20 protein-coding genes are annotated in these 17879 nt (G+C 69.2%); 9 read left to right on the top strand and 11 right to left on the bottom strand.

From position 1 onward, the window contains the following. Positions 1-144: 144 nt before the first annotated feature. Entirely contained in the window at positions 145-552 is a 408-nt protein-coding gene (locus tag NRB20_RS01490; RefSeq protein WP_153407344.1) for a PPOX class F420-dependent oxidoreductase, read from the bottom strand. Between the two features lie 107 nt (positions 553-659). On the opposite strand from NRB20_RS01490, the gene NRB20_RS01485 reads away from it, so the two are divergent. From NRB20_RS01485 to NRB20_RS01475, 3 genes are read left to right on the top strand one after another with little or no spacing between them, the layout of a single operon-like run. Beyond that, positions 660-1415: an SDR family NAD(P)-dependent oxidoreductase gene (locus tag NRB20_RS01485; protein WP_406603777.1), complete on the top strand. Its 756-nt coding sequence runs from the start codon at positions 660-662 to the stop codon at positions 1413-1415. Beyond that, on the top strand, positions 1412-2665 hold the full coding sequence (cbiE, locus tag NRB20_RS01480) for a precorrin-6y C5,15-methyltransferase (decarboxylating) subunit CbiE (RefSeq protein ID WP_227833099.1): 1254 nt from the start codon (positions 1412-1414) through the stop codon (positions 2663-2665). The genes NRB20_RS01485 and cbiE overlap by 4 nt, the downstream gene beginning before the upstream one ends. Further along, positions 2658-3416, top strand: coding sequence for a cobalt-precorrin-6A reductase (locus NRB20_RS01475; protein ID WP_319944313.1), 759 nt, complete (start codon positions 2658-2660; stop codon positions 3414-3416). Before cbiE ends, NRB20_RS01475 begins: the two co-directional genes overlap by 8 nt. Positions 3417-3468: 52 nt before the next feature. On the opposite strand, the gene NRB20_RS01470 is transcribed toward NRB20_RS01475, so the two are convergent. The 6 genes from NRB20_RS01470 to NRB20_RS01445 all read right to left on the bottom strand — a co-directional run bounded on the left by NRB20_RS01470 (position 3469) and on the right by NRB20_RS01445 (position 8219). Further along, positions 3469-4020, bottom strand: coding sequence for a PadR family transcriptional regulator (locus NRB20_RS01470; RefSeq protein WP_153407342.1), 552 nt, complete (start codon positions 4018-4020; stop codon positions 3469-3471). 61 nt (positions 4021-4081) lie between these two features. After that, positions 4082-5650: a precorrin-2 C(20)-methyltransferase gene (locus tag NRB20_RS01465; protein WP_153407341.1), complete on the bottom strand. Its 1569-nt coding sequence runs from the start codon at positions 5648-5650 to the stop codon at positions 4082-4084. Continuing rightward, positions 5647-6282, bottom strand: a complete 636-nt coding sequence (locus NRB20_RS01460) for a precorrin-8X methylmutase (RefSeq protein WP_153407340.1) — start codon at positions 6280-6282, stop codon at positions 5647-5649. Before NRB20_RS01460 ends, NRB20_RS01465 begins: the two co-directional genes overlap by 4 nt. Before the next feature lie 83 nt (positions 6283-6365). Then, positions 6366-7553: a precorrin-3B synthase gene (gene cobG / locus NRB20_RS01455; RefSeq protein ID WP_153407339.1), complete on the bottom strand. Its 1188-nt coding sequence runs from the start codon at positions 7551-7553 to the stop codon at positions 6366-6368. A 77-nt stretch (positions 7554-7630) separates the two neighbouring features. Continuing rightward, positions 7631-7954, bottom strand: coding sequence for a hypothetical protein (locus tag NRB20_RS01450; RefSeq protein WP_153407338.1), 324 nt, complete (start codon positions 7952-7954; stop codon positions 7631-7633). 10 nt (positions 7955-7964) lie between these two features. Next, on the bottom strand, positions 7965-8219 hold the full coding sequence (locus tag NRB20_RS01445; RefSeq protein ID WP_153407337.1) for a hypothetical protein: 255 nt from the start codon (positions 8217-8219) through the stop codon (positions 7965-7967). A gap of 281 nt (positions 8220-8500) precedes the next feature. Between NRB20_RS01445 and cobN the strand changes: the two genes are divergently transcribed. Together cobN and NRB20_RS01435 are read left to right on the top strand one after the other, a co-directional pair. Continuing rightward, a complete protein-coding gene (gene cobN / locus NRB20_RS01440; RefSeq protein ID WP_319944428.1) occupies positions 8501-12112 on the top strand; it encodes a cobaltochelatase subunit CobN in 3612 nt (1203 codons plus the stop codon). A 106-nt stretch (positions 12113-12218) separates the two neighbouring features. Next, positions 12219-12608: a PPOX class F420-dependent oxidoreductase gene (locus NRB20_RS01435; protein ID WP_153407335.1), complete on the top strand. Its 390-nt coding sequence runs from the start codon at positions 12219-12221 to the stop codon at positions 12606-12608. 9 nt (positions 12609-12617) lie between these two features. On the opposite strand, the gene NRB20_RS01430 is transcribed toward NRB20_RS01435, so the two are convergent. After that, positions 12618-12998, bottom strand: a complete 381-nt coding sequence (locus tag NRB20_RS01430; protein ID WP_319944312.1) for a PPOX class F420-dependent oxidoreductase — start codon at positions 12996-12998, stop codon at positions 12618-12620. A gap of 61 nt (positions 12999-13059) precedes the next feature. After that, entirely contained in the window at positions 13060-13827 is a 768-nt protein-coding gene (gene map, locus NRB20_RS01425) for a type I methionyl aminopeptidase (protein ID WP_319944311.1), read from the bottom strand. Positions 13828-13927: 100 nt separating this feature from the next. On the opposite strand from map, the gene NRB20_RS01420 reads away from it, so the two are divergent. Then, positions 13928-14191, top strand: a complete 264-nt coding sequence (locus NRB20_RS01420; protein ID WP_153407334.1) for a helix-turn-helix transcriptional regulator — start codon at positions 13928-13930, stop codon at positions 14189-14191. A 334-nt stretch (positions 14192-14525) separates the two neighbouring features. Here NRB20_RS01420 and NRB20_RS01415 read toward each other — a convergent pair whose 3' ends face one another. Further along, positions 14526-15425, bottom strand: a complete 900-nt coding sequence (locus tag NRB20_RS01415; protein WP_153407333.1) for a LysR family transcriptional regulator — start codon at positions 15423-15425, stop codon at positions 14526-14528. Positions 15426-15495: 70 nt separating this feature from the next. Between NRB20_RS01415 and NRB20_RS01410 the strand changes: the two genes are divergently transcribed. Then, complete coding sequence (locus NRB20_RS01410) at positions 15496-15813, top strand: hypothetical protein (protein ID WP_153407332.1); 318 nt, start codon at positions 15496-15498, stop codon at positions 15811-15813. After that, positions 15810-16556, top strand: a complete 747-nt coding sequence (locus tag NRB20_RS01405) for an SDR family NAD(P)-dependent oxidoreductase (RefSeq protein WP_153407331.1) — start codon at positions 15810-15812, stop codon at positions 16554-16556. Before NRB20_RS01410 ends, NRB20_RS01405 begins: the two co-directional genes overlap by 4 nt. Positions 16557-16677: 121 nt before the next feature. Here the strand turns inward: NRB20_RS01405 and NRB20_RS01400 are convergent, their stop codons facing one another. Further along, entirely contained in the window at positions 16678-17283 is a 606-nt protein-coding gene (locus NRB20_RS01400) for a TetR/AcrR family transcriptional regulator (RefSeq protein WP_194289681.1), read from the bottom strand. A gap of 98 nt (positions 17284-17381) precedes the next feature. On the opposite strand from NRB20_RS01400, the gene NRB20_RS01395 reads away from it, so the two are divergent. Beyond that, positions 17382-17855: a nitroreductase/quinone reductase family protein gene (locus NRB20_RS01395; protein ID WP_153407329.1), complete on the top strand. Its 474-nt coding sequence runs from the start codon at positions 17382-17384 to the stop codon at positions 17853-17855. Positions 17856-17879: the final 24 nt, after the last annotated feature.

The following is a 17879-nucleotide window of genomic DNA, read 5'->3' as shown; positions in this document are numbered from 1 at the left end:
ACGGTGGGAAGCGTTCCGCCCGGTTGCTCGTGTGACCATCGGCCTGACCGCTGATGGCTTGCGCTTCAACGGTTTCCGTCCGAGCCACGTTCTTCGGCCGACGCGGGCGATCGTATGAACGCCGCTCGGCCGCGCGGAGGCCGCTCAGTCGCGCAGGGCCGCTCCGCTCAGTAGTCGAGTGGGCCGGATGGCGATGACGACGCGGGCGGGATTGACGCGCGGGGTGCGGTAGCGCTCGGCGTAGCGGCGCTCGCCTTCCAGGACCGCCTCGGGGTCGGTGAGGATCTCCGCGGGGCCCTCGAGGGTCAGCCAGCGGGCGCCGTCGACCTGGCTGACGGCGGCGTAGCCGGTGCGGCGGACGTTGCGGGCCTTGACCGTATCGCCGGAGGTGATGATCCGGACGATGCCGCAGTCCTGGTCCCAGGTGAAGCCGATCGGCACCATGTGCGGGGTGCCGTCCGCGCGGAGTGTGGTCAGGGTGGCCAGATGCCGCTCGGCGACGAATCCGAGGGCGGCCGCGGACAGGGCGATACGTGCGTCGGTGCTGGTCATGGATGTGACGCTAACAATCCGCGATGTGGTGTCCGCATCCGAGGGACCCGACCGCACCCAGCTGTCCGGTTCGTCGCGGCGGCGGTGGCAGACTGTGCGCCATGGGTATGCGGGCACGGGATGTCGACGAGGGCGCGATCGTCCTGCTGGGCGGGCGCAGCGAGATCGGCCTGGAGATCGTGGAGCGGATGGCGCGGGACCGGGTGGTGATCCTGGCCGCGCGGCGCAGCGCCGATCTGGCCGACGAACGCGCCGCGCTCGATCGTGCGGGCGCGGCGGCGGTGCACAGCGTGGAGTTCGACGCCGACGATCTGCCCTCGCATCAGCCGCTGCTGGACAAGCTCACCGCCGAACACGGCCGGATCGGCGTGGCCGTGCTGGCCTTCGGCGTACTCGGCGATCAGGAACGCGCCGAACAGGATCCGGCGGCGGCGGTCGCGGTGTTGCAGACCGATTTCCTCGCGCAGGTCAACATTCTGACGACGCTGGCCACCCTGCTGCGCGCACAGGGGAGCGGACAGCTGGTGGTGTTCAGCTCCGTCGCCGGGTTCCGGGTCCGGCGGGCCAACTACGTGTACGGGTCGGGTAAGGCGGGCCTGGACGGATTCGCCACCGGACTAGCGGATGCGTTGCACGGCACCGGAATTCATCTGCTGCTGGTGCGTTCCGGCTTCGTCATCGGGCGGATGACCGAGGGCATGGAGCCCGCGCCGTTCTCGGTGCGGCCCGGCCAGGTCGCCGACGTGGTCGTCGCGGCATTGCGGTCCCGGCGCGAAATCGCCTGGGCCCCGGCGATGATGCGGCCGATCTATTTCGCGGTGCGATTCCTGCCCCGATCGGTCTGGCGGCGGTTGCCGCGATGAGCGGGGCTCCGGGGGTGGGCATGGAACCGTGGCCCGTCCGGTCGCCGATCGCGGTGGTGGGCATCGGTGCGGACGGCTGGGACGGGCTCGGCGCGGCCGCGCGCACGGCGGTCGAGCGGGCCGATGTGGTGCTGGGGTCGTACCGGCAGCTGGCGATGATCCCCTCGGGCGGGCCCGAACGGCTGCCGTGGCCCTCACCGCTGTTGCCCGCACTCGCGGATCTGCTTGCCGCGCACCGTGATCGGCGTGTCTGTGTGCTCGCCAGCGGTGATCCGATGTTCTACGGCATCGGGGTGTCGTTGGCGAAACTGCTGGGGCCGCAAGCACTTCGGGTGCTGCCGCAACCGTCCTCGGCGAGTCTGGCCTGCGCCCGGCTCGGCTGGGGTCTGGCGGAGATCTCGGTGGTCACCGCCGTGGGACGGCCGATCGAGACGGTGCTGCCGGAACTGGCCCACCGCCGCCGCATCCTGGTGCTGAGCGAACATGATCGCACCCCGGCCGAACTCGCGAAACTGCTGTCGGGCAACGGTTTCGGCGCATCCCGGATGACCGTGCTGGAACAACTCGGCGGCCCCGCCGAGCGTACGGTCTCGGGCATCGTGGCGGACTGGTCCGAACCGCCGGGTGATCGGCTCAACATCGTGGCCCTGGACTGCGTGGCCGATCCGGCCGTACCGCGGCTGACCAGGATTCCGGGACTGCCGGACGGGGTCTACGGCGGCGACGGCCAGCTCACCAAACGTGAGGTGCGCACCCTGTCCCTGGCCGCGCTCGCGCCCTCCCCGGGCGAGTTGCTGTGGGATATCGGCGGCGGTTCGGGCACCATCGCCATCGAATGGTGCCGCACCCATCCGTCCTGTCGCGCCATCACTTTCGAACGATCCGGCGCTCGCCGCGGACAGATCGCCGCGAACGCGCTGGCCCTGGGCGTCCCGGGGATCACGGTCCTGGGTGAGGTGCTCGAGGAACTGTCGGACGACGAATTCCCCACGCCCGACGCGGTATTCCTCGGGGGCGGGCTGACCCAGCCGGGCCTGTTCGAAAACTGTTGGGAGCGACTGCGATCCGGCGGACGACTGGTCGTCAACGCGGTCACCGTGGAGTCGGAGACGCTGTTGCATGCCTGGGCGGCCGAATTCGGCGGTGCGCTGAGCCGATTCCAGGTCTACCGCGCCGAACCGCTCGGCGGATTCACCGCGTGGCGGCCGCATCTGCCCATCACCCAGTGGGTAGTGGTGAAGGGTGAGTGAGCGATCCGATGATCGCCGGGTGCTGATCCTCGGCGGCACCCGGGAGGCGCGGGTGCTGGCCGAAAAGTTGAGTGGCGCGGGCGGATTCGAGGTCGTGTCCTCGCTCGCGGGCCGGGTTCGGGAACCGGTGTTGCCGGTCGGGCCGGTTCGGATCGGTGGTTTCGGCGGGGTCGACGGCCTGCGGAACTGGTTGGGCGACAACGCCATAGACGTGGTGATCGATGCGACTCATCCGTTCGCGGGTGTCATCTCCGCGCATGCGGCCGCGGCAGCCGCTGCGCTGGATCTTCCGGTGCTGCACGTGCGTCGGCCGGGTTGGCGGGAACGTCCGGGTGATCGGTGGATACGGGTTCCCGATATCGCGGCGGCGGTGGACGCGGTCGAGGGGTTGGGGTCCAGGGTATTCCTGACGATCGGGCGTCAGGAGGCCGGTGCGTTCGCGCGCCTGGACGCACTGTGGTTTCTGATCCGCGCGATCGATCCGCCCAGTGCGCCGCTGCCGCCGCATCACGAATTACTGCTGGCGCGTGGACCTTTCGCGGTAGAGGACGAGGTTCGGTTACTGACCGAACATCGGATCGAGGTGCTGGTCACCAAGGACAGCGGGGGAGAGTTGACCGTGGCCAAACTGCTCGCGGCGCGGACCTGCGGGATTCCGGTCCTCATGATCGATCGTCCGGCGCTGCCGGAAGGGGCGATGGTCGCGGAATCGGTTGCCGCCGCAGAGGATTGGCTGCGCGCCTTACCGTGAGCACGTTCTCGGCCCGGGAGAGCCGGAATATGTTGTGGCCGTGGGGAAACGGCTAATCGACAGGCTCATCACGGTCGGACCGCGCCAGCAATCCCGGCAGCCGATCGAACCACTCCAGCACCGCGCGTTCGTACCCGATCCCGAAATCCAGTGTGGCCCTGTCGCATCGGGACTTCATCTCGTCGATACCCGCGAGATAACGCTCTAGCCGTTCCTCGTGGATCGTGCGATTGGCGGCGATGATCCGGTTCAACCGCTCGGGCTCGACGAACTCCCCGAACGCCAGCGTCAGCAGCAGCGGCACCCGGATGGTCTCCGCGCCCGGATCGCGAGCTATCCACTGCGCGAACGCTTCCCGTCCGGCCTCGGTGATCCGATACGGCGTGCGTTCGCGAATTCCGGTCTCGCCCTTCTCGACCAGGCCGATCCGGTCCATCGCCGCCAGCTCGCGATACACCTGGCTCTGCGTGATGGTCCAGAAATCGCCGATCCGCACCTGGGCCAGATTCACCAGATCCCATCCGGCCATCGGCCCCTCGTGCAGGAAACCCAGCAGCGAGGCCGCGGTCGAGTTCAGACCCCGTTTCGATTCACCCTCGGCCATATGCAACCTTCCACATCAACGTTCCACATAGGAATATTAACGCGCGGATCGGGCAGCGCGTTCAGGGGGTCGCATACCGCCGGGAGGTGAACACCCGCGGACCGGCCGGAGTGTCGAACGCGGTGGTCGTGGAGGCCCCGATGATCAGCAGGGTGCGCATGTCGACCTCGGCGGGGTCGAGTTCGGACAGGGTGAGCACGCGCACCGATTCGGTCGGCCCGCCGACGTCGCGGCCCAGCACCACCGGCGTATCGGGTTTGCGGTGTTCCAGGACCAGATCGCGCAGCGCGGCCACCTGCCAGGTGCGTTGCGAGGAGGCCGGGTTGTAGACCGCGATGGCCATATCGGCGGCGGCGACCGCGGCGATGCGCTGGGCGACGGTCTCCCACGGCTTGAGCCGGTCCGAGAGCGAGATCATCGCGAAATCGTGTCCCAGCGGCGCGCCCACCCGGCTCGCGACCGCACTGGCCGCGGTCATCCCGGGCAGCACGCGGACCGGTACCTCGCGCCACTGCGGATCGGCCGATTCCTCGATCACCGCCGCGGCCATGGCGAAGACGCCCGGGTCGCCGGAGGAGACGACCGCGACGCGCGCACCCTGTTTGGCCAGGTCCAGTGCCATGGCCGCGCGTTCGGACTCGACGCGGTTGTCGCTGGCGTGGCGGCGCTGCCCCGGACGGATCGGCACCCGATTGACGTAGGTGGTGTAACCGACCAGATCCGTTGCCTCGGAGAGTGTTCGGGCGACCTCGGGGCTGGTCCAGTCCGGTGAACCGGGGCCGAGCCCGACGACCACGACCTCACCGATCGATGCGCGATCATTCTGCGGCGCTTGACTTTCCGGGTTGCCGGTGCGCTGCGACCGCGTGGAATCCGCTGTGGTGAGCGGAATCTCGGTCGTCGGCGTCGGACCCGGCACGACGGTGATGGCGAAGTACGGCACCTCGCCCGCATCCACCTCGCCCGCGCGCAACACCCGCTGCCGCCCGGTGCTGGCCCGCTCCACGTAGTACGCGTCGTCCAGCCGCCCGGCGTCCGAAAGCGCCTGTCGCACACCGGGATATGTGCGACCCAACTTCATCACCACGGCCGCGTCGGCCGCGCGCAGGCGACGGGTCAACTCCTCGGGGGGCAGCGTGCCGGGCAGCACGGTAAGCACCTGATCGCCCTCCACCAGTGGGGTGCCCAGCGCGGCCGAGGCGGCGCTGACCGAGGTGATGCCCGGGATGATCTCGGCGTCGAACCGGTCGGCCAGGCGGCGGTGCATATGCATGTACGAGCTGTAGAACAGCGGATCCCCGGCGGCCAGCAGCGCGACCGAACGGCCCGCCGCGAGATGGGTCGCGAGGGTGGCCGCGGCCTGTTCGTAGAACTCGTCGATGGCGCCCTGATAACCGCCCGGATGGTCGGTGGTCTCGGTCGTCACCGGATAGACGAGATGTTCCTCGAGCTGGTCGGGACGCATGTACGGTGCGGCGATGGCGCGGGAGATGCTGCGGCCGTGCCGCGCGCTGTGGAAGGCGATGACATCGGCCGCGCCGATGATGCGCGCGGCCTTGACCGTCACCAGTTCCGGATCACCCGGTCCCAGGCCGATACCCCACAGCTTGCCGGACTTCTGATCGCTCATTCCTGTTCGCTCGCAATCGCATTCAGTGCCGCCGCGGTGATCGCGCTGCCGCCGCGCCGCCCCCGGACGGTCAGGAATTCGACACCGCCGAATTCGGCCAGCGCCTGCTTGGATTCCACGGCGCCGACGAAGCCGACCGGGATACCCAGGATCGCGGCGGGCCGGGGAGCGCCGGCGTCGAGCATGTCCAGCAGGTGGAACAGCGCGGTGGGGGCGTTGCCGATCGCGACGACCGCGCCGTCCAGGCGGTCGCGCAGCAGGTCCAGTGCCGCAACCGATCTCGTATTGCCCATGGTGCGGGCCAGGTCCGGGACCCGGGGATCGCCGAGCAGGCAGATCACCTCGTTGTCCGCGGGCAGCCGCTTGCGGGTCACACCGGCGGCGACCATGTTCGCGTCGCACAGGATCGGCGCGCCCGCCCGCAGCGCCTCGCGCGCGCGGGCCACGACGTGCTCGCTGTGCTCGACGTCGGCGGCCAGATCGACCTGCCCGCTCGCGTGGATCATCCGCACCACGACCTGCGCGACATCGGCCGGGAACCGGGTCAGATCGGCCTCGGCCCGAATGGTCGCGAACGAGCGCCGATAGATCTCGGCCCCGTCGGTGAGGTAGCTGGTACGCACGTCGGACATGGCGTACACCCTAGTTCCCGGCCGGACGGGCTCCCGGACCGAGTGCGGAAGCGGGTGCCCGCCGTGCCGTCCGTGGCGTCGATTCAGCCGACGCCGGGTGGGGTGATGCGGTAGCCGTCCGGTGCGGCGACGACGTCGGTGACGTGCCCGCGCGGGCGGCCGCAGCGGCGGTCGCAGCCGGACCAGTGCTGACGTCCGGGAACCGTGATCTCGGCGGTGGACAGGCCCTGTTTCGGCTGCGGTGTGCCGTCGGGGGAGATGCGTCCCTCGGTGACCGCGTCGGCGACATCGGCGCGGACGTCGGTGCGGGATTTGGCGCAACCGGGCTGTCCGGCGCAGGCGGTCACCAGCAGCCAGGGGGAGGCGGCGTCGAAGATCAGGCCCATCGGGGCCAGCACCCGCACCACCTGTTCGGCGGCCCACTCGTCCAGGTCGGATAGGGCCAGGCTGCGCCACGGCGTGACGACGATCGGGCGGTCCGCCGCGGCGAGGAATTCGGCCGTCCGGGCGGGCAGCGCACCCAGGCGCACCCCCGCGCCGAGGCTCACCTGCCCGTCGTCCTGGTCGAACCAGCCGATCGGAATATCCTGCGGTGCAAAGGGTTCCAGCAGTTCGGTGGTCGGTTCCAGGCCGAGCGCGGCGACGATCCGCGCGGGACCGTCGGGAATCTCGTGCAGCCGCCACTGTTCGCCGCGCAGATGCTGGAATTCGTGGGCCGCGGCGAGCAACACCTCGACGGCCCGCACATCCGGCACCCGCACTCCGCTGTCGCGTCCGCCCAGCAGTAGCGCGTAGTCCTGTGCGCTCACGGCGTGGATGCCGAGATCGCCGCCGAGGCCGCTGACGTCGCCGCGTCCGTCGTCGAGGGTGAACAGCACCCGGCCGGGTAGTTCGGCCAAGTCCGGTGCCGCGCGCAGGGCGTCGTCGAGGCGTGGGATCAGCTCCCGGATATCGGCCACGCCGCCGAATCGGCCGGACAGCGGCGAGGCCACGATATTGCGCACCCGCTCGTGCGTGCGGCTGGGCAGCAGATCCGCGGCCCCGAGCCGGGCCGCCAGTTCCTCGGCGTCGCCGATTCGCCGGAGCTGGACGTTGCCGCGTGAGGTCAGCTCGATCCTGCCGTCGCCGAGATCGCGAGCGGCCTCGGCCAGCGTCAGCAGCTGATCCGGGCGCAATCGCCCACCGGGCAGCCGAATGCGTGCCAGCGGCCCGTCGGCGGCCTGGTGCAGACGCAGCACGCCGGGGCAGGAATCGGGGGCGGAGCGAGTCATGATCCACTCAGCCTACGGCGCACAGCGATCCGCCCCGCCGCGGGTGAACCCGGACGGGGCGGTGATTCGACGGATGATCAGGGACGGATCTGCGCCTGCCGCGACCGGACCGGAGTCATCATGGCGCGGCGGCGCAGTGCGCGCGGGGTCTGATCCCACTTGTCCGCCAACAGATTCGGGGTCGCGTGATGATCCACGTGATCGCGGTGGACCGTGGTGCTGATCAGGGTCAGTCCGTAGGCCAGCGTCAGCGCGAACAGCACGCCGGCGATCATCGCGTATCCGGTGTGCCCGCTGCCGGCGGCGGTCAGGGTCATGGCCAGCGTCGCGAAGGCGACCAGCGCGCAGAAATAGCCGGACCAGGCGGTGAAGTGATTGCGCCGAACCCAGTTCGGGGTCATGGACATACGCTCAGCGTCCTCTCCCACCGGCACGTCGCAGCGCACGGGCGCGACGCGCCCACGGCGGAGCCGGAACGTAGCTGTCGGACAACAGATGCGGCTTCTCGTGATGGCGGATCCGATCGGCGCGGGCCGTGGACTCGAAGACGAGCAGACCGACTATCGCGACCGCCGCGCAGGCACCGGCGACGAGGATCGCCACGGTGTTGCGCTGTCCCGCGGCAGACGCCAGCGCGATCGCCAGCAAGGCGACAGCAACCATCATGCATACAATTCCTGACCAGGCGGCGAAGCGATTCCGCCTGGCCCATCCTGGTGAGTTCGGCATATATCGAGCGTACGCCGGGGATATCCGTTTCGGGAGGGTGTGTGCCAGGTCGTTATGGGCGCTCGGCGAAGGTGTCGGTGCCGCCCGGTAGCATCCCGGGTGCTCGCCTGTCCCGAGGAAACCGGTGCAAGTCCGGTACGGTCGCGCCACTGTGACAGTCAGGCCCTCTGGGCGAGCACGAATCCCTGATGGGCGCGTCACCCGAGGAAAGGCCGATCGTGATCCTGCTGCTGTCCACCTCCGACACCGACCTGCTGTCCGCACGGGCCAGTGGGGCCGAGTATCGGCTCGGCAATCCGGCGCGACTGCTGCCGGATGATCTGCCCGCCCTGCTCGACGGCGCGGATCTGGTGGTGGTGCGCGTTCTGGGCGGGCGGCGCGCGTGGGAGCAGGGGCTCGAGACGGTGCGGGCGAGCGGGGTGCCGGTCGTCGCGCTCGGTGGCGAGATGGCGCCGGACGCCGAGCTGATGGAGTGTTCGACGGTGCCCGGCGGCGTCGCGGCGGACGCGCACAACTATCTCGCCGCGGGTGGTCCGGAGAATCTGCGGCAGTTGCACAACTTCCTGTCCGACACCGTGCTGCTCACCGGATACGGTTTCGAGCCGCCGGTTCACCTGCCCAACTGGGGTGAGCTCGAGCGGGCCGGGCGGGCGGGCGTCGAGGGGCCCACGGTCGCGGTGTTGTACTACCGCGCACAGCATCTCGCGGGGAACACCGCGTATGTGGAGGCGCTGTGCGCGGCGATCGAGGCGGCCGGGGCGCGGCCGTTGCCGCTGTACTGCGCGTCGCTGCGGACCGCGGAGCCGGAGCTGATCGCGACGTTGCGCGGGGCCGACGCCCTGGTGGTGACGGTGCTGGCGGCAGGCGGCAGTAAACCGGCCCTCGCGTCGGCCGGTGGTGACGACGAGGCGTGGGATATCGGCGCACTGGCGGATCTGGATGTGCCGATCCTGCAAGGCTTGTGCCTGACGACCGGTCGCGAACAGTGGGCCGACAGCGACGAGGGACTCTCGCCGATGGATGTGGCCACCCAGGTGGCCGTGCCCGAATTCGACGGCCGCATCATCACGGTTCCGTTCTCGTTCAAGGAATTCGACGCCGACGGGCTGTCCACCTACGTGCCCGATCCCGAGCGAGCCGCGCGGGTGGCCGGGATCGCGGTGCGGTACGCGCGGCTGCGGCACATTCCGGCCGCGGACAAGCGGATCGCGATCGTGCTGTCCGCGTATCCGACCAAGCACGCGCGGATCGGCAATGCCGTCGGGCTGGACACCCCGGCCAGCGCCATCGCGCTGCTGAGCGAGATGCGTTCGGCCGGTTACGATCTGGGCGAGCAGGGCGAGATTCCGGGGCTCGAGCAGGCCGACGGCGACGCGCTCATCCACGCGCTGATCGCGGCGGGCGGGCAGGATCCGGACTGGTTGACCGCGGAACAGTTGCAGGGCAACCCGATTCGCATCGGCGCGGCCGCCTACACCGCCTGGTTCGAGACGTTGCCGCGGGAGTTGCGCGAGGCGGTCGTGCGGGCGTGGGGGCCGCCGCCGGGTGAGCTGTACGTGGACCGGTCGGCCGATCCGCGCGGTGAGATCGTCATCGCCGCACTGCGATTCGGCAATGTGGTGCTCATCGTGCAGCCGCCGCGCGGGTTCGGGGAGAATCCGGTCGCGATCTATCACGACCCGGATCTGCCGCCGAGTCACCACTATCTGGCCGCCTACCGCTGGCTGGCCGCGCCGGACGGTTTCGCCGCCGACGCCATGATCCACCTGGGCAAGCACGGCAACCTGGAATGGCTGCCCGGTAAGACGCTCGGCATGTCCGCGTCCTGCGGCACCGATGCCGCGCTGGGCGATCTGCCGCTGATCTACCCGTTCCTGGTGAACGATCCCGGCGAGGGCACCCAGGCCAAGCGTCGCGCGCACGCCACCCTGGTCGATCACCTGATTCCGCCGATGGCGCGCGCGGAGACCTACGGCGACATCTCCCGGCTCGAGCAGCTGCTGGACGAGCACGCCAACATCTCCGCGCTGGATCCGGCCAAACTGCCCGCCATCCGTCAGCAGATCTGGACGCTGATGCGCGCGGCGAAGATGGACCACGATCTGGGCCTGGCCGAGCGCCCGGACGAGGAGTCCTTCGACGATATGCTGCTGCACGTCGACGGCTGGCTGTGCGAGATCAAGGATGTGCAGATCCGCGACGGCCTGCACATACTCGGGCAGGCGCCCAGCGGTGCGGCCGAGGTCGATCTGGTGCTGGCCATGTTGCGCGCCCGGCAGCTGTGGAGCGGTGAGGACCATGTGCCGGGTCTGCGAGAAGCGTTGGGGCTCAGCGAATCCGGGGACGAATCACGTGAGCGCGTCGATGCCTTCGAGCAGCGGGCGCGCGAGCTGGTCTCGGCGATGCAGGAGTCGGACTGGGCGGTCACCGAGATCGACGCCCTCACCGAACGCCTGCTCACCGATTCCGGTACCGATCCCGAACGTCTGGACGCGGTGCGGCGGGTGCTCGGCTTCGCCGCGACCGAGGTGGTGCCGCGGCTGCGGCAGACCGGTGTGGAGATCGCCCGCATCCTGCACGCGCTGAACGGTGGATTCATCCCGGCCGGGCCGAGTGGATCGCCGCTGCGCGGGTTGATCAATGTGCTGCCGACCGGGCGCAATTTCTATTCGGTCGACCCCAAGGCGGTGCCCTCGCGGCTGGCCTGGGAGACCGGGCAGGCGATGGCGGATTCGCTGCTGGAGCGGTATGTGGCCGACCACGGTGATTATCCGCGCTCGGTCGGGCTGTCGGTGTGGGGCACCTCGGCGATGCGGACCTCCGGCGACGATATCGCCGAGGTGCTGGCGCTGCTGGGGGTGCGGCCGATCTGGGACGAGGCCAGTCGTCGCGTCACCACGCTCGAGGTGATCCCGCTGGCGGAGCTGGGGCGGCCGCGTATCGACGTGACGGTCCGGATCAGCGGTTTCTTCCGCGACGCCTTCCCGCACGTGCTGGCCATGCTCGACGACGCGGTCCGGTTGGTGGCGGATCTGGACGAGCCCGATTCGTCGAACTACGTGCGGGCGCACAGCCGCGCCGATCTGGCCGAGCACGGTGACGAACGTCGTTCCACCACACGCATTTTCGGTTCCAAGCCGGGGACCTACGGTGCGGGCCTGCTGCAACTGATCGATTCGGGCAGCTGGCGCACCGACGACGATCTGGCGCAGGTGTACACCGCGTGGGGCGGCTTCGCCTACGGGCGCGATCTGGACGGCGCACCCGCCGCGGACGACATGCGCGCGGCGTACCGCCGAATCGCGGTGGCCGCCAAGAACACCGACACCCGCGAGCACGACATCGCCGACTCGGACGACTACTTCCAGTACCACGGCGGCATGGTGGCGGCGGTGCGCGCACTCACCGGAACGAACCCCGAGGCGTACATCGGGGACAGCACCCGCCCCGACGCGGTCCGCACCCGCACCCTGTCCGAGGAGACCGCGCGGGTCTTCCGGGCGCGCGTGGTGAATCCGCGGTGGCTCGAGGCGATGCGGCGGCACGGCTACAAGGGCGCGTTCGAGATGGCCGCCACCGTGGACTACCTGTTCGGCTACGACGCCACCACCAATGTGGTCGCCGACTGGATGTACGAGAAGCTTTCGGAGAGTTACGTTTTCGACGAGACCAACCGCAAGTTCATGGAGCAGTCGAATCCGTGGGCGTTGCACGGGATCGCCGAGCGGCTGCTCGAGGCGGCCGAGCGCGAACTGTGGGAGCGGCCCGAACCCGAGACGCTGGAGCGGCTGCGGCAGGTGTATCTGGAGACCGAGGGGGAGCTCGAGTAGGCGGGGTGCGCCGAGGTCGGGCACGTGCGGGTACGTCGCGGGGAGTATCCGCGCGTCCGACTGCGGACGGATGTATGTGTCACGGGTGCGGCCTAGCGTTGTCGCTATGACCTGGGACGAACTGGCGAATGGTAAATACGCGCTGCTCACGAGCTTCAAGAAGGACGGCACCGCGGTCGGTGCCCCGGTCTGGCTGGCGCCGGACGGCGACCGGATCGTGGTGTGGACCTACGCGTCGTCGTGGAAGGTGAAGCGGATCCGCCGCAATCCGCAGGTCCGGCTGCAATCCTGCGACAACCGGGGCCGCGCCACCTCCGACGAGGTGCTGACCGGAACGGCCGAGGTACTCGACGCGTCCGGGAGCGAGCGGATCCGCGGGATCGTCGGGCGCAAGTACGGCGTGATCGGCACCATCCTGATCCGCGGGCACAAGCTGATCAAGGGCAGTGACGGTTCGGTCGGGCTGTCCGTTGTTCCGCAGGCCGAGGCGCGGTAGCGGCAGGCCTCAGGCGGCGGTGATCTCGATGCCGATGGTGCCTTTTCGCCCGCGCCGCAGCTGGCTGCCCGCCACGACCAGCCAGCCCTGAATCGAGTACTTGCGCTTGATGAGTCGCCGCACGCGATCGCTGTCCGCCTCGTCGAGGATCCGCGCGGTGCCGTTCACGACCGCGCCGCGCGGCGTGCCGCTGACGTTGCAGGGTTGCAGGGTGACCGCGGGGTTGCGGCGGATCCGCTTCACCTTCCAGCTGTCGGTGACGGTCCAGACGAAGAGTTTGCCGTCGTCCAGCGCCGCCCACAGCGGGGTGCCGACCGGCGTGCCGTCCTTGCGAAAGGTGGTCAGCAGCACGTAGTTCGCGGTGCCGACCGCGCCGAAGGGATTGTCCACGCACGCAGCCTAACGGTGCGTGGCGGCCGCGGCACCTCCGGCGTGGACGAGAGGCGCGGGTTCAGGCGGCGAGGGTGAGGATCCGCGGGCCGTCGTCGGTGATGGCGATGGTGTGTTCGCTGTGTGCGGTGCGGGAGCCGTCGGCCGAGCGCAGGGTCCAGCCGTCGGGGTCGACGACGATGCGGTCGGTGGTGGCGGCGAACCACGGCTCGATGGCGATGGTGAGGCCGCGGCGCAGCTTGTATCCGCGTCCGGGGCGGCCGTCGTTGGGGATGTGCAGATCCTCGTGCATGGTGCGTCCGATGCCGTGACCACCGAATTGGGTGTTGACCGGGTAGCCGTGCGCGCGGGCGACGGCGGCGATCGCGGCGGAGATGTCGCCCACCCGATTGCCCGGCACGGCCACGGCGATGGCGGCCGCGAGGGCCTTCTCGGTGGCGGCGACGAGTCGTCGGTCGGTTTCCGCCGGTGTGCCCACGATGACGGTGACCGCCGAGTCCGCGGCCCAGCCGTCGACCTCCACGGCCAGGTCCATGGTCAGCACATCACCGTCGCGCAGTACGTAGTCGAACGGAAGTCCGTGCAGCACAGCGTCGTTCACCGACAGACAGACGGTGTTGCGGAACGGGCCGCGGCCGAAGGACGGCGCGTAGTCCCAGTAGCACGACTTCGCGCCGCGTTCCTGGATGCGTTGCCGCACATGCAGTTCCAGATCGACCAGATTCACGCCGACCTGGGCGCGCTCGCGCAGTTCGGCCAGAATTTCGGCGACGAACCGTCCGGTCACGCGCATCTTCTCGATCTCGTCGGGCGTCTTCAGCTCGACCACGGGCACCTCCTGATTGGTATTTAAATACCACCGTAGCCCACTCGGTATTTATATACCAACCCTGCTTGCGGTATTTGAATACCACTCGTACTCTGACGGCATGGTCCGTCTCCCGCTCACTCCGGCGCAGGTCGAAGCAGGCCGCCGCCTCGGCGCGTACCTGCGCTCGGCGCGTGCGGACCGGGAGCTCGGCGATATCGCGCAGGCCGCCGGAATCTCCCCGGAAACCCTCCGCAAGATCGAATCCGGCCGCCTCCCCAGCCCCGCCTTCGGCACCGTCGTCGGCCTGAGTCGCGCCCTGGGCATCCCTCTCCAGGATCTCGCCGATGTCTGGCAGTCCGCCGCCCTCGCCGAATCCGCCTGAACCCCGGCGAGTTTCGGGTGATCTCGACTCGACCGAGTTGACTTGTGGCACAAGATATTCCGCTGCTGCACCGACTGTGCTCGGCTCATCTCGGTGACTCGCGATGTCCAGCATGTGCGAGTCGTCGGGTGCTGGGCCACCTCCGAGCCGCTTCCGTCACGAAGTCGGGTGGGTACGTTGCTTCTCGCGGCTGGTTCCATGGCTCGAACCGGCGGGACGGGCATGTTCGTGTACATGAGATACGCTGTGGCCCAGTAGTTTCCGAATTCATGGGTGATTACGTTCGAGTGGTGCCGACATGGTGATGGGCCTGAGGCGCCGGTTGGCGGGCGGGTCAGGCCATGCTGTGGGCCGAAATGGTTGGCGCGTGGTTGATTTCGGCGTTCGGGTCGGCGGTGGGGTGGGCGCGTAGGGCTGCGGTGACGAACGAGGTGATCGCGGGGCGGTGGTCGTGTTGGTTCCAGGCCAGGACCAGGTGGCTGGGTGGGGCGTCGGAGACGGGGATGGCGGTGAGGTCGGGCGGGGTGTGGGAGACCAGGGAGCGGGGGAGGATCGCGATCATGCGGTCCACGGCGATCATGTGCATCATCTGGACCACGTCGGAGACCTCGGGGCCGGTGCCGGCATCGCCGGGGAGGCCTTTCCAGCAGGGGAGGGTTTCGCCTTCCAGGTCGGACATGCGCACCGAGGTGCGGGTGGCGAGGCGGTGGTGGCGCGGGACGATGACGACGCGGCCTTCGGTGTGCAGTATTTCGTGGGCGAGGCCCGTCAGGTCGTCGAAGGGGGAGTAGAGCAGGCCGACGTCGGCGCGGTCCTCGTGCAGGAAGTCGGTGCGGTCGGTGGGGCCGCTGAACAGGATGTCCACTCGCCGGGCGTCGGGCTGATGCGAGTATTCGGCCAGGATTCCGGACAGCAGTCCCGCGTCGCCACCGGGTTTGAGCACCAGTCGCAGATGGGTCCGCGCGTCACCGGCGTGCCTGGTGTTGCGGATCGCGGCGGTGACCGCGTTGAGCGCGTGCCGCCCGTGCTCGCGCAGGGCCTCCCCGGCCGGGGTGAGCTCGACGTGTCGGCTCGAACGCACGAACAGCGTGACGCCGAGCCTGCTCTCGATCCGCCGGATCGCCTTGGACAGTGCCGGTTGGGCGATCGACAGTTGGATCGCGGCGCGGCCGAAATGCAGTTCGTCGGCCACCGCGATGAAGTATTCGAGCTCTCGGGTCTCCAGTTCGATCATGCCTCCAGGTTATCGCCGGATAACGAACCGGTCTTGGACGCGCGCGCGGTGATCGACCGAGAATTACCTCATGATCAACCACACGATGATCGTCGCCTTCGACGAGCCGCTGCCCGATACCGAACTCGACCGATACCTCGCGGATATCGAACAGGCCATGCTCGGCACCGGCCTCGCACAGTCCGTCGTGGCCCGGCGGCATCTCGCGATTCCGGGCGAAGCGGAGATTCCGGCGCTGATCGCGACGGCGGTCATCCAGTTCGCGCTGCCCGACCTCGAGACGCTGGGCAAGGCGTTCGCCGCGCCGAGCGTGCACGAGATCATCGACCGCTGGCAGTCGCGGTACCCGTACAAGGTGGCTTTCGCGAACCACGAGCCGCTGGTATGAGCGCCGAGAACCGGAGGGTCGGCCTGGTCACGGGCGCGGGCAGCGGGATCGGCCGGGCGGCCGCGGTGGCGTTCGCGCGGGCGGGGGCCGCGGTCGCGGTGCTGGACATCGACCCGGATGCGGCGGCCGCGACCGCCGCGACGATCACCGCGAATGGTGGTGCGGCACTGGCCGTTACGGTCGACATCGCCGAAGAATCCGCGGTGCGCGCCGCCGTCGAACGCACGCTCGAGGCGTTCGGCGGTCTCGATTTCGCGGTGAACAACGCCGGGCTGGCCTCGCATCACCGGCGGCTCGACGAGTTGACCGCGGCCGAATTCGACCGGGTGATCGGCGTCAACCTCACCGGCACCTTCCTGTGCATGAAGTACGAGCTGCCGCTGCTCGCGGACGGCGGGGCGATCGTGAACGTCGCGTCCAACGGCGGTCTGTACGCGATCCCGATGGCCCCGGCCTACGTGGCCGCCAAACACGGCATCGTCGGGCTGACCAAGGTCGCCGCGGTCGATTACGCCGATCGGAACATCCGGGTCAACGCCGTCTGCCCGGGACCGACCCTGACACCCGGATTCGAGCAGGTCGCGGCCGGTACCGACATGATCGTGCGGCAGGCCGCGAACACTCCGCTCGGACGGCTGGCGAGTCCGGAGGAGGCCGCCGCCGCGGCGGTCTGGTTGTGCTCGGACGCCGCGTCCTATGTCACCGGCATCGCCTTGTCGGTCGACGGCGGGCGGCGGGCATGAGCGGGCGCGGGTCGTGATCACCCAGCCTCGCTGAGCGAGTGTGACGAGAATTCCTCAGTGGGACAGAAGGATTCGTCGTGCACGGCAACCGTGGTCGACGGCGGCCGCGGGATGCGATCGGTCAGCGCCCGCGCAACGCGGATTCGAAGACGGGCAGTAGCGCATCGGCGAGATCCTCCCGCGTGGGCAGGACGTCCAGGGCGTCGGGCGGGCTGAGATGGCGTTGCAGCGCGCGCTGATGCGCGGCGCCGGTCAGGAGCAGTGCCGCCGGACGCAGGTCCGCAGCACCGGGGGACAGGTGGGCGAGGATGGCGTCGACGGCGCGGTGCGGGCCCAGATCCAGGTCGCGACTGCGCTTTTCGTAGGATTCGCGCAGTTCGGCATCGGATTGGATGGCGGCGATGGCCGGTATGGCCGCGAGATAGAACTCCTCGAGCGCGATGAGCAGATCCAGCAGATCCTCGCGCAGGGTGTGTTCGGTGCCGGGACGATCCCCCAGGAGTTCCTTCAGGGGTTGTAGTTGCCGCTGGAGCACCGCGTGCAGCAGGCCCATCCGGTCGCCGAAGTGGTAGAAGATGCTCGATTCGGCGACGCCCGCCCGCCGCGCGATCTCTTTGGTGGACGTGCGGACCAGACCGGATTCGGCGAGTGTCTGCTGCGCGCTGGCGATCACGGCCTCGCGCACGCCGGTGCGGGGCCGGCCGCGGGCCGCGCGTTCGGAAGGCACATCATCTCCTGGAATTCGATTCTCCCTTGCAGTATGCCGCATCTCGTCGTATTTTTTGAGTGTACACTCAGCAAATCGGTGATCCGGAGGTGCTCACCATGTCTGCCAGTACGACTCGTCCACCCGCTCAATCCCGCGTGCAACGTTCCTGGGATGCCGCGGTGCGCTACCTGCTGCGGTCCCGGCTGCACCGCATCTTCAGCGGCAAGTTGCTGATCGTCACCGTCGTCGGTCGCAAGACCGGGCGCGAGTACGCCAACCCGGTCGGTTATGCCTCGCACGAGGGCGATCTGCTGATCGGTACCGCGGCTCGCTGGCGGCGCAATCTGCGTCAGGGTGAGCCCGTTCGGGTTACGTTGCGCGGGAAGGAGATTCGCGCGGACTGGGAGGTGATCACCGAGGGGGAGTCGATCGCCGATCTGTACCGGATCATCCTGGAACAGAACCCCGTCCACGGCCGGTTCGCCGGAATCAGCCTCGACTCCGATGGGACCGTGAACCGGGCCGAGCTACAAGCCGCCTTGGCGAAGGGGACGGCCGTGGTACGGCTGCATCCGCGCGCGGTGTCTTGAGCGGAGTCCGGCATGACAGCCGGA

The sequence above is a fragment of the Nocardia macrotermitis genome (genome assembly GCF_009604405.1).
In the GTDB taxonomy this organism is placed as follows: domain Bacteria; phylum Actinomycetota; class Actinomycetes; order Mycobacteriales; family Mycobacteriaceae; genus Nocardia; species Nocardia macrotermitis.
This window is presented reverse-complemented; position numbering and strand designations above follow the sequence as displayed.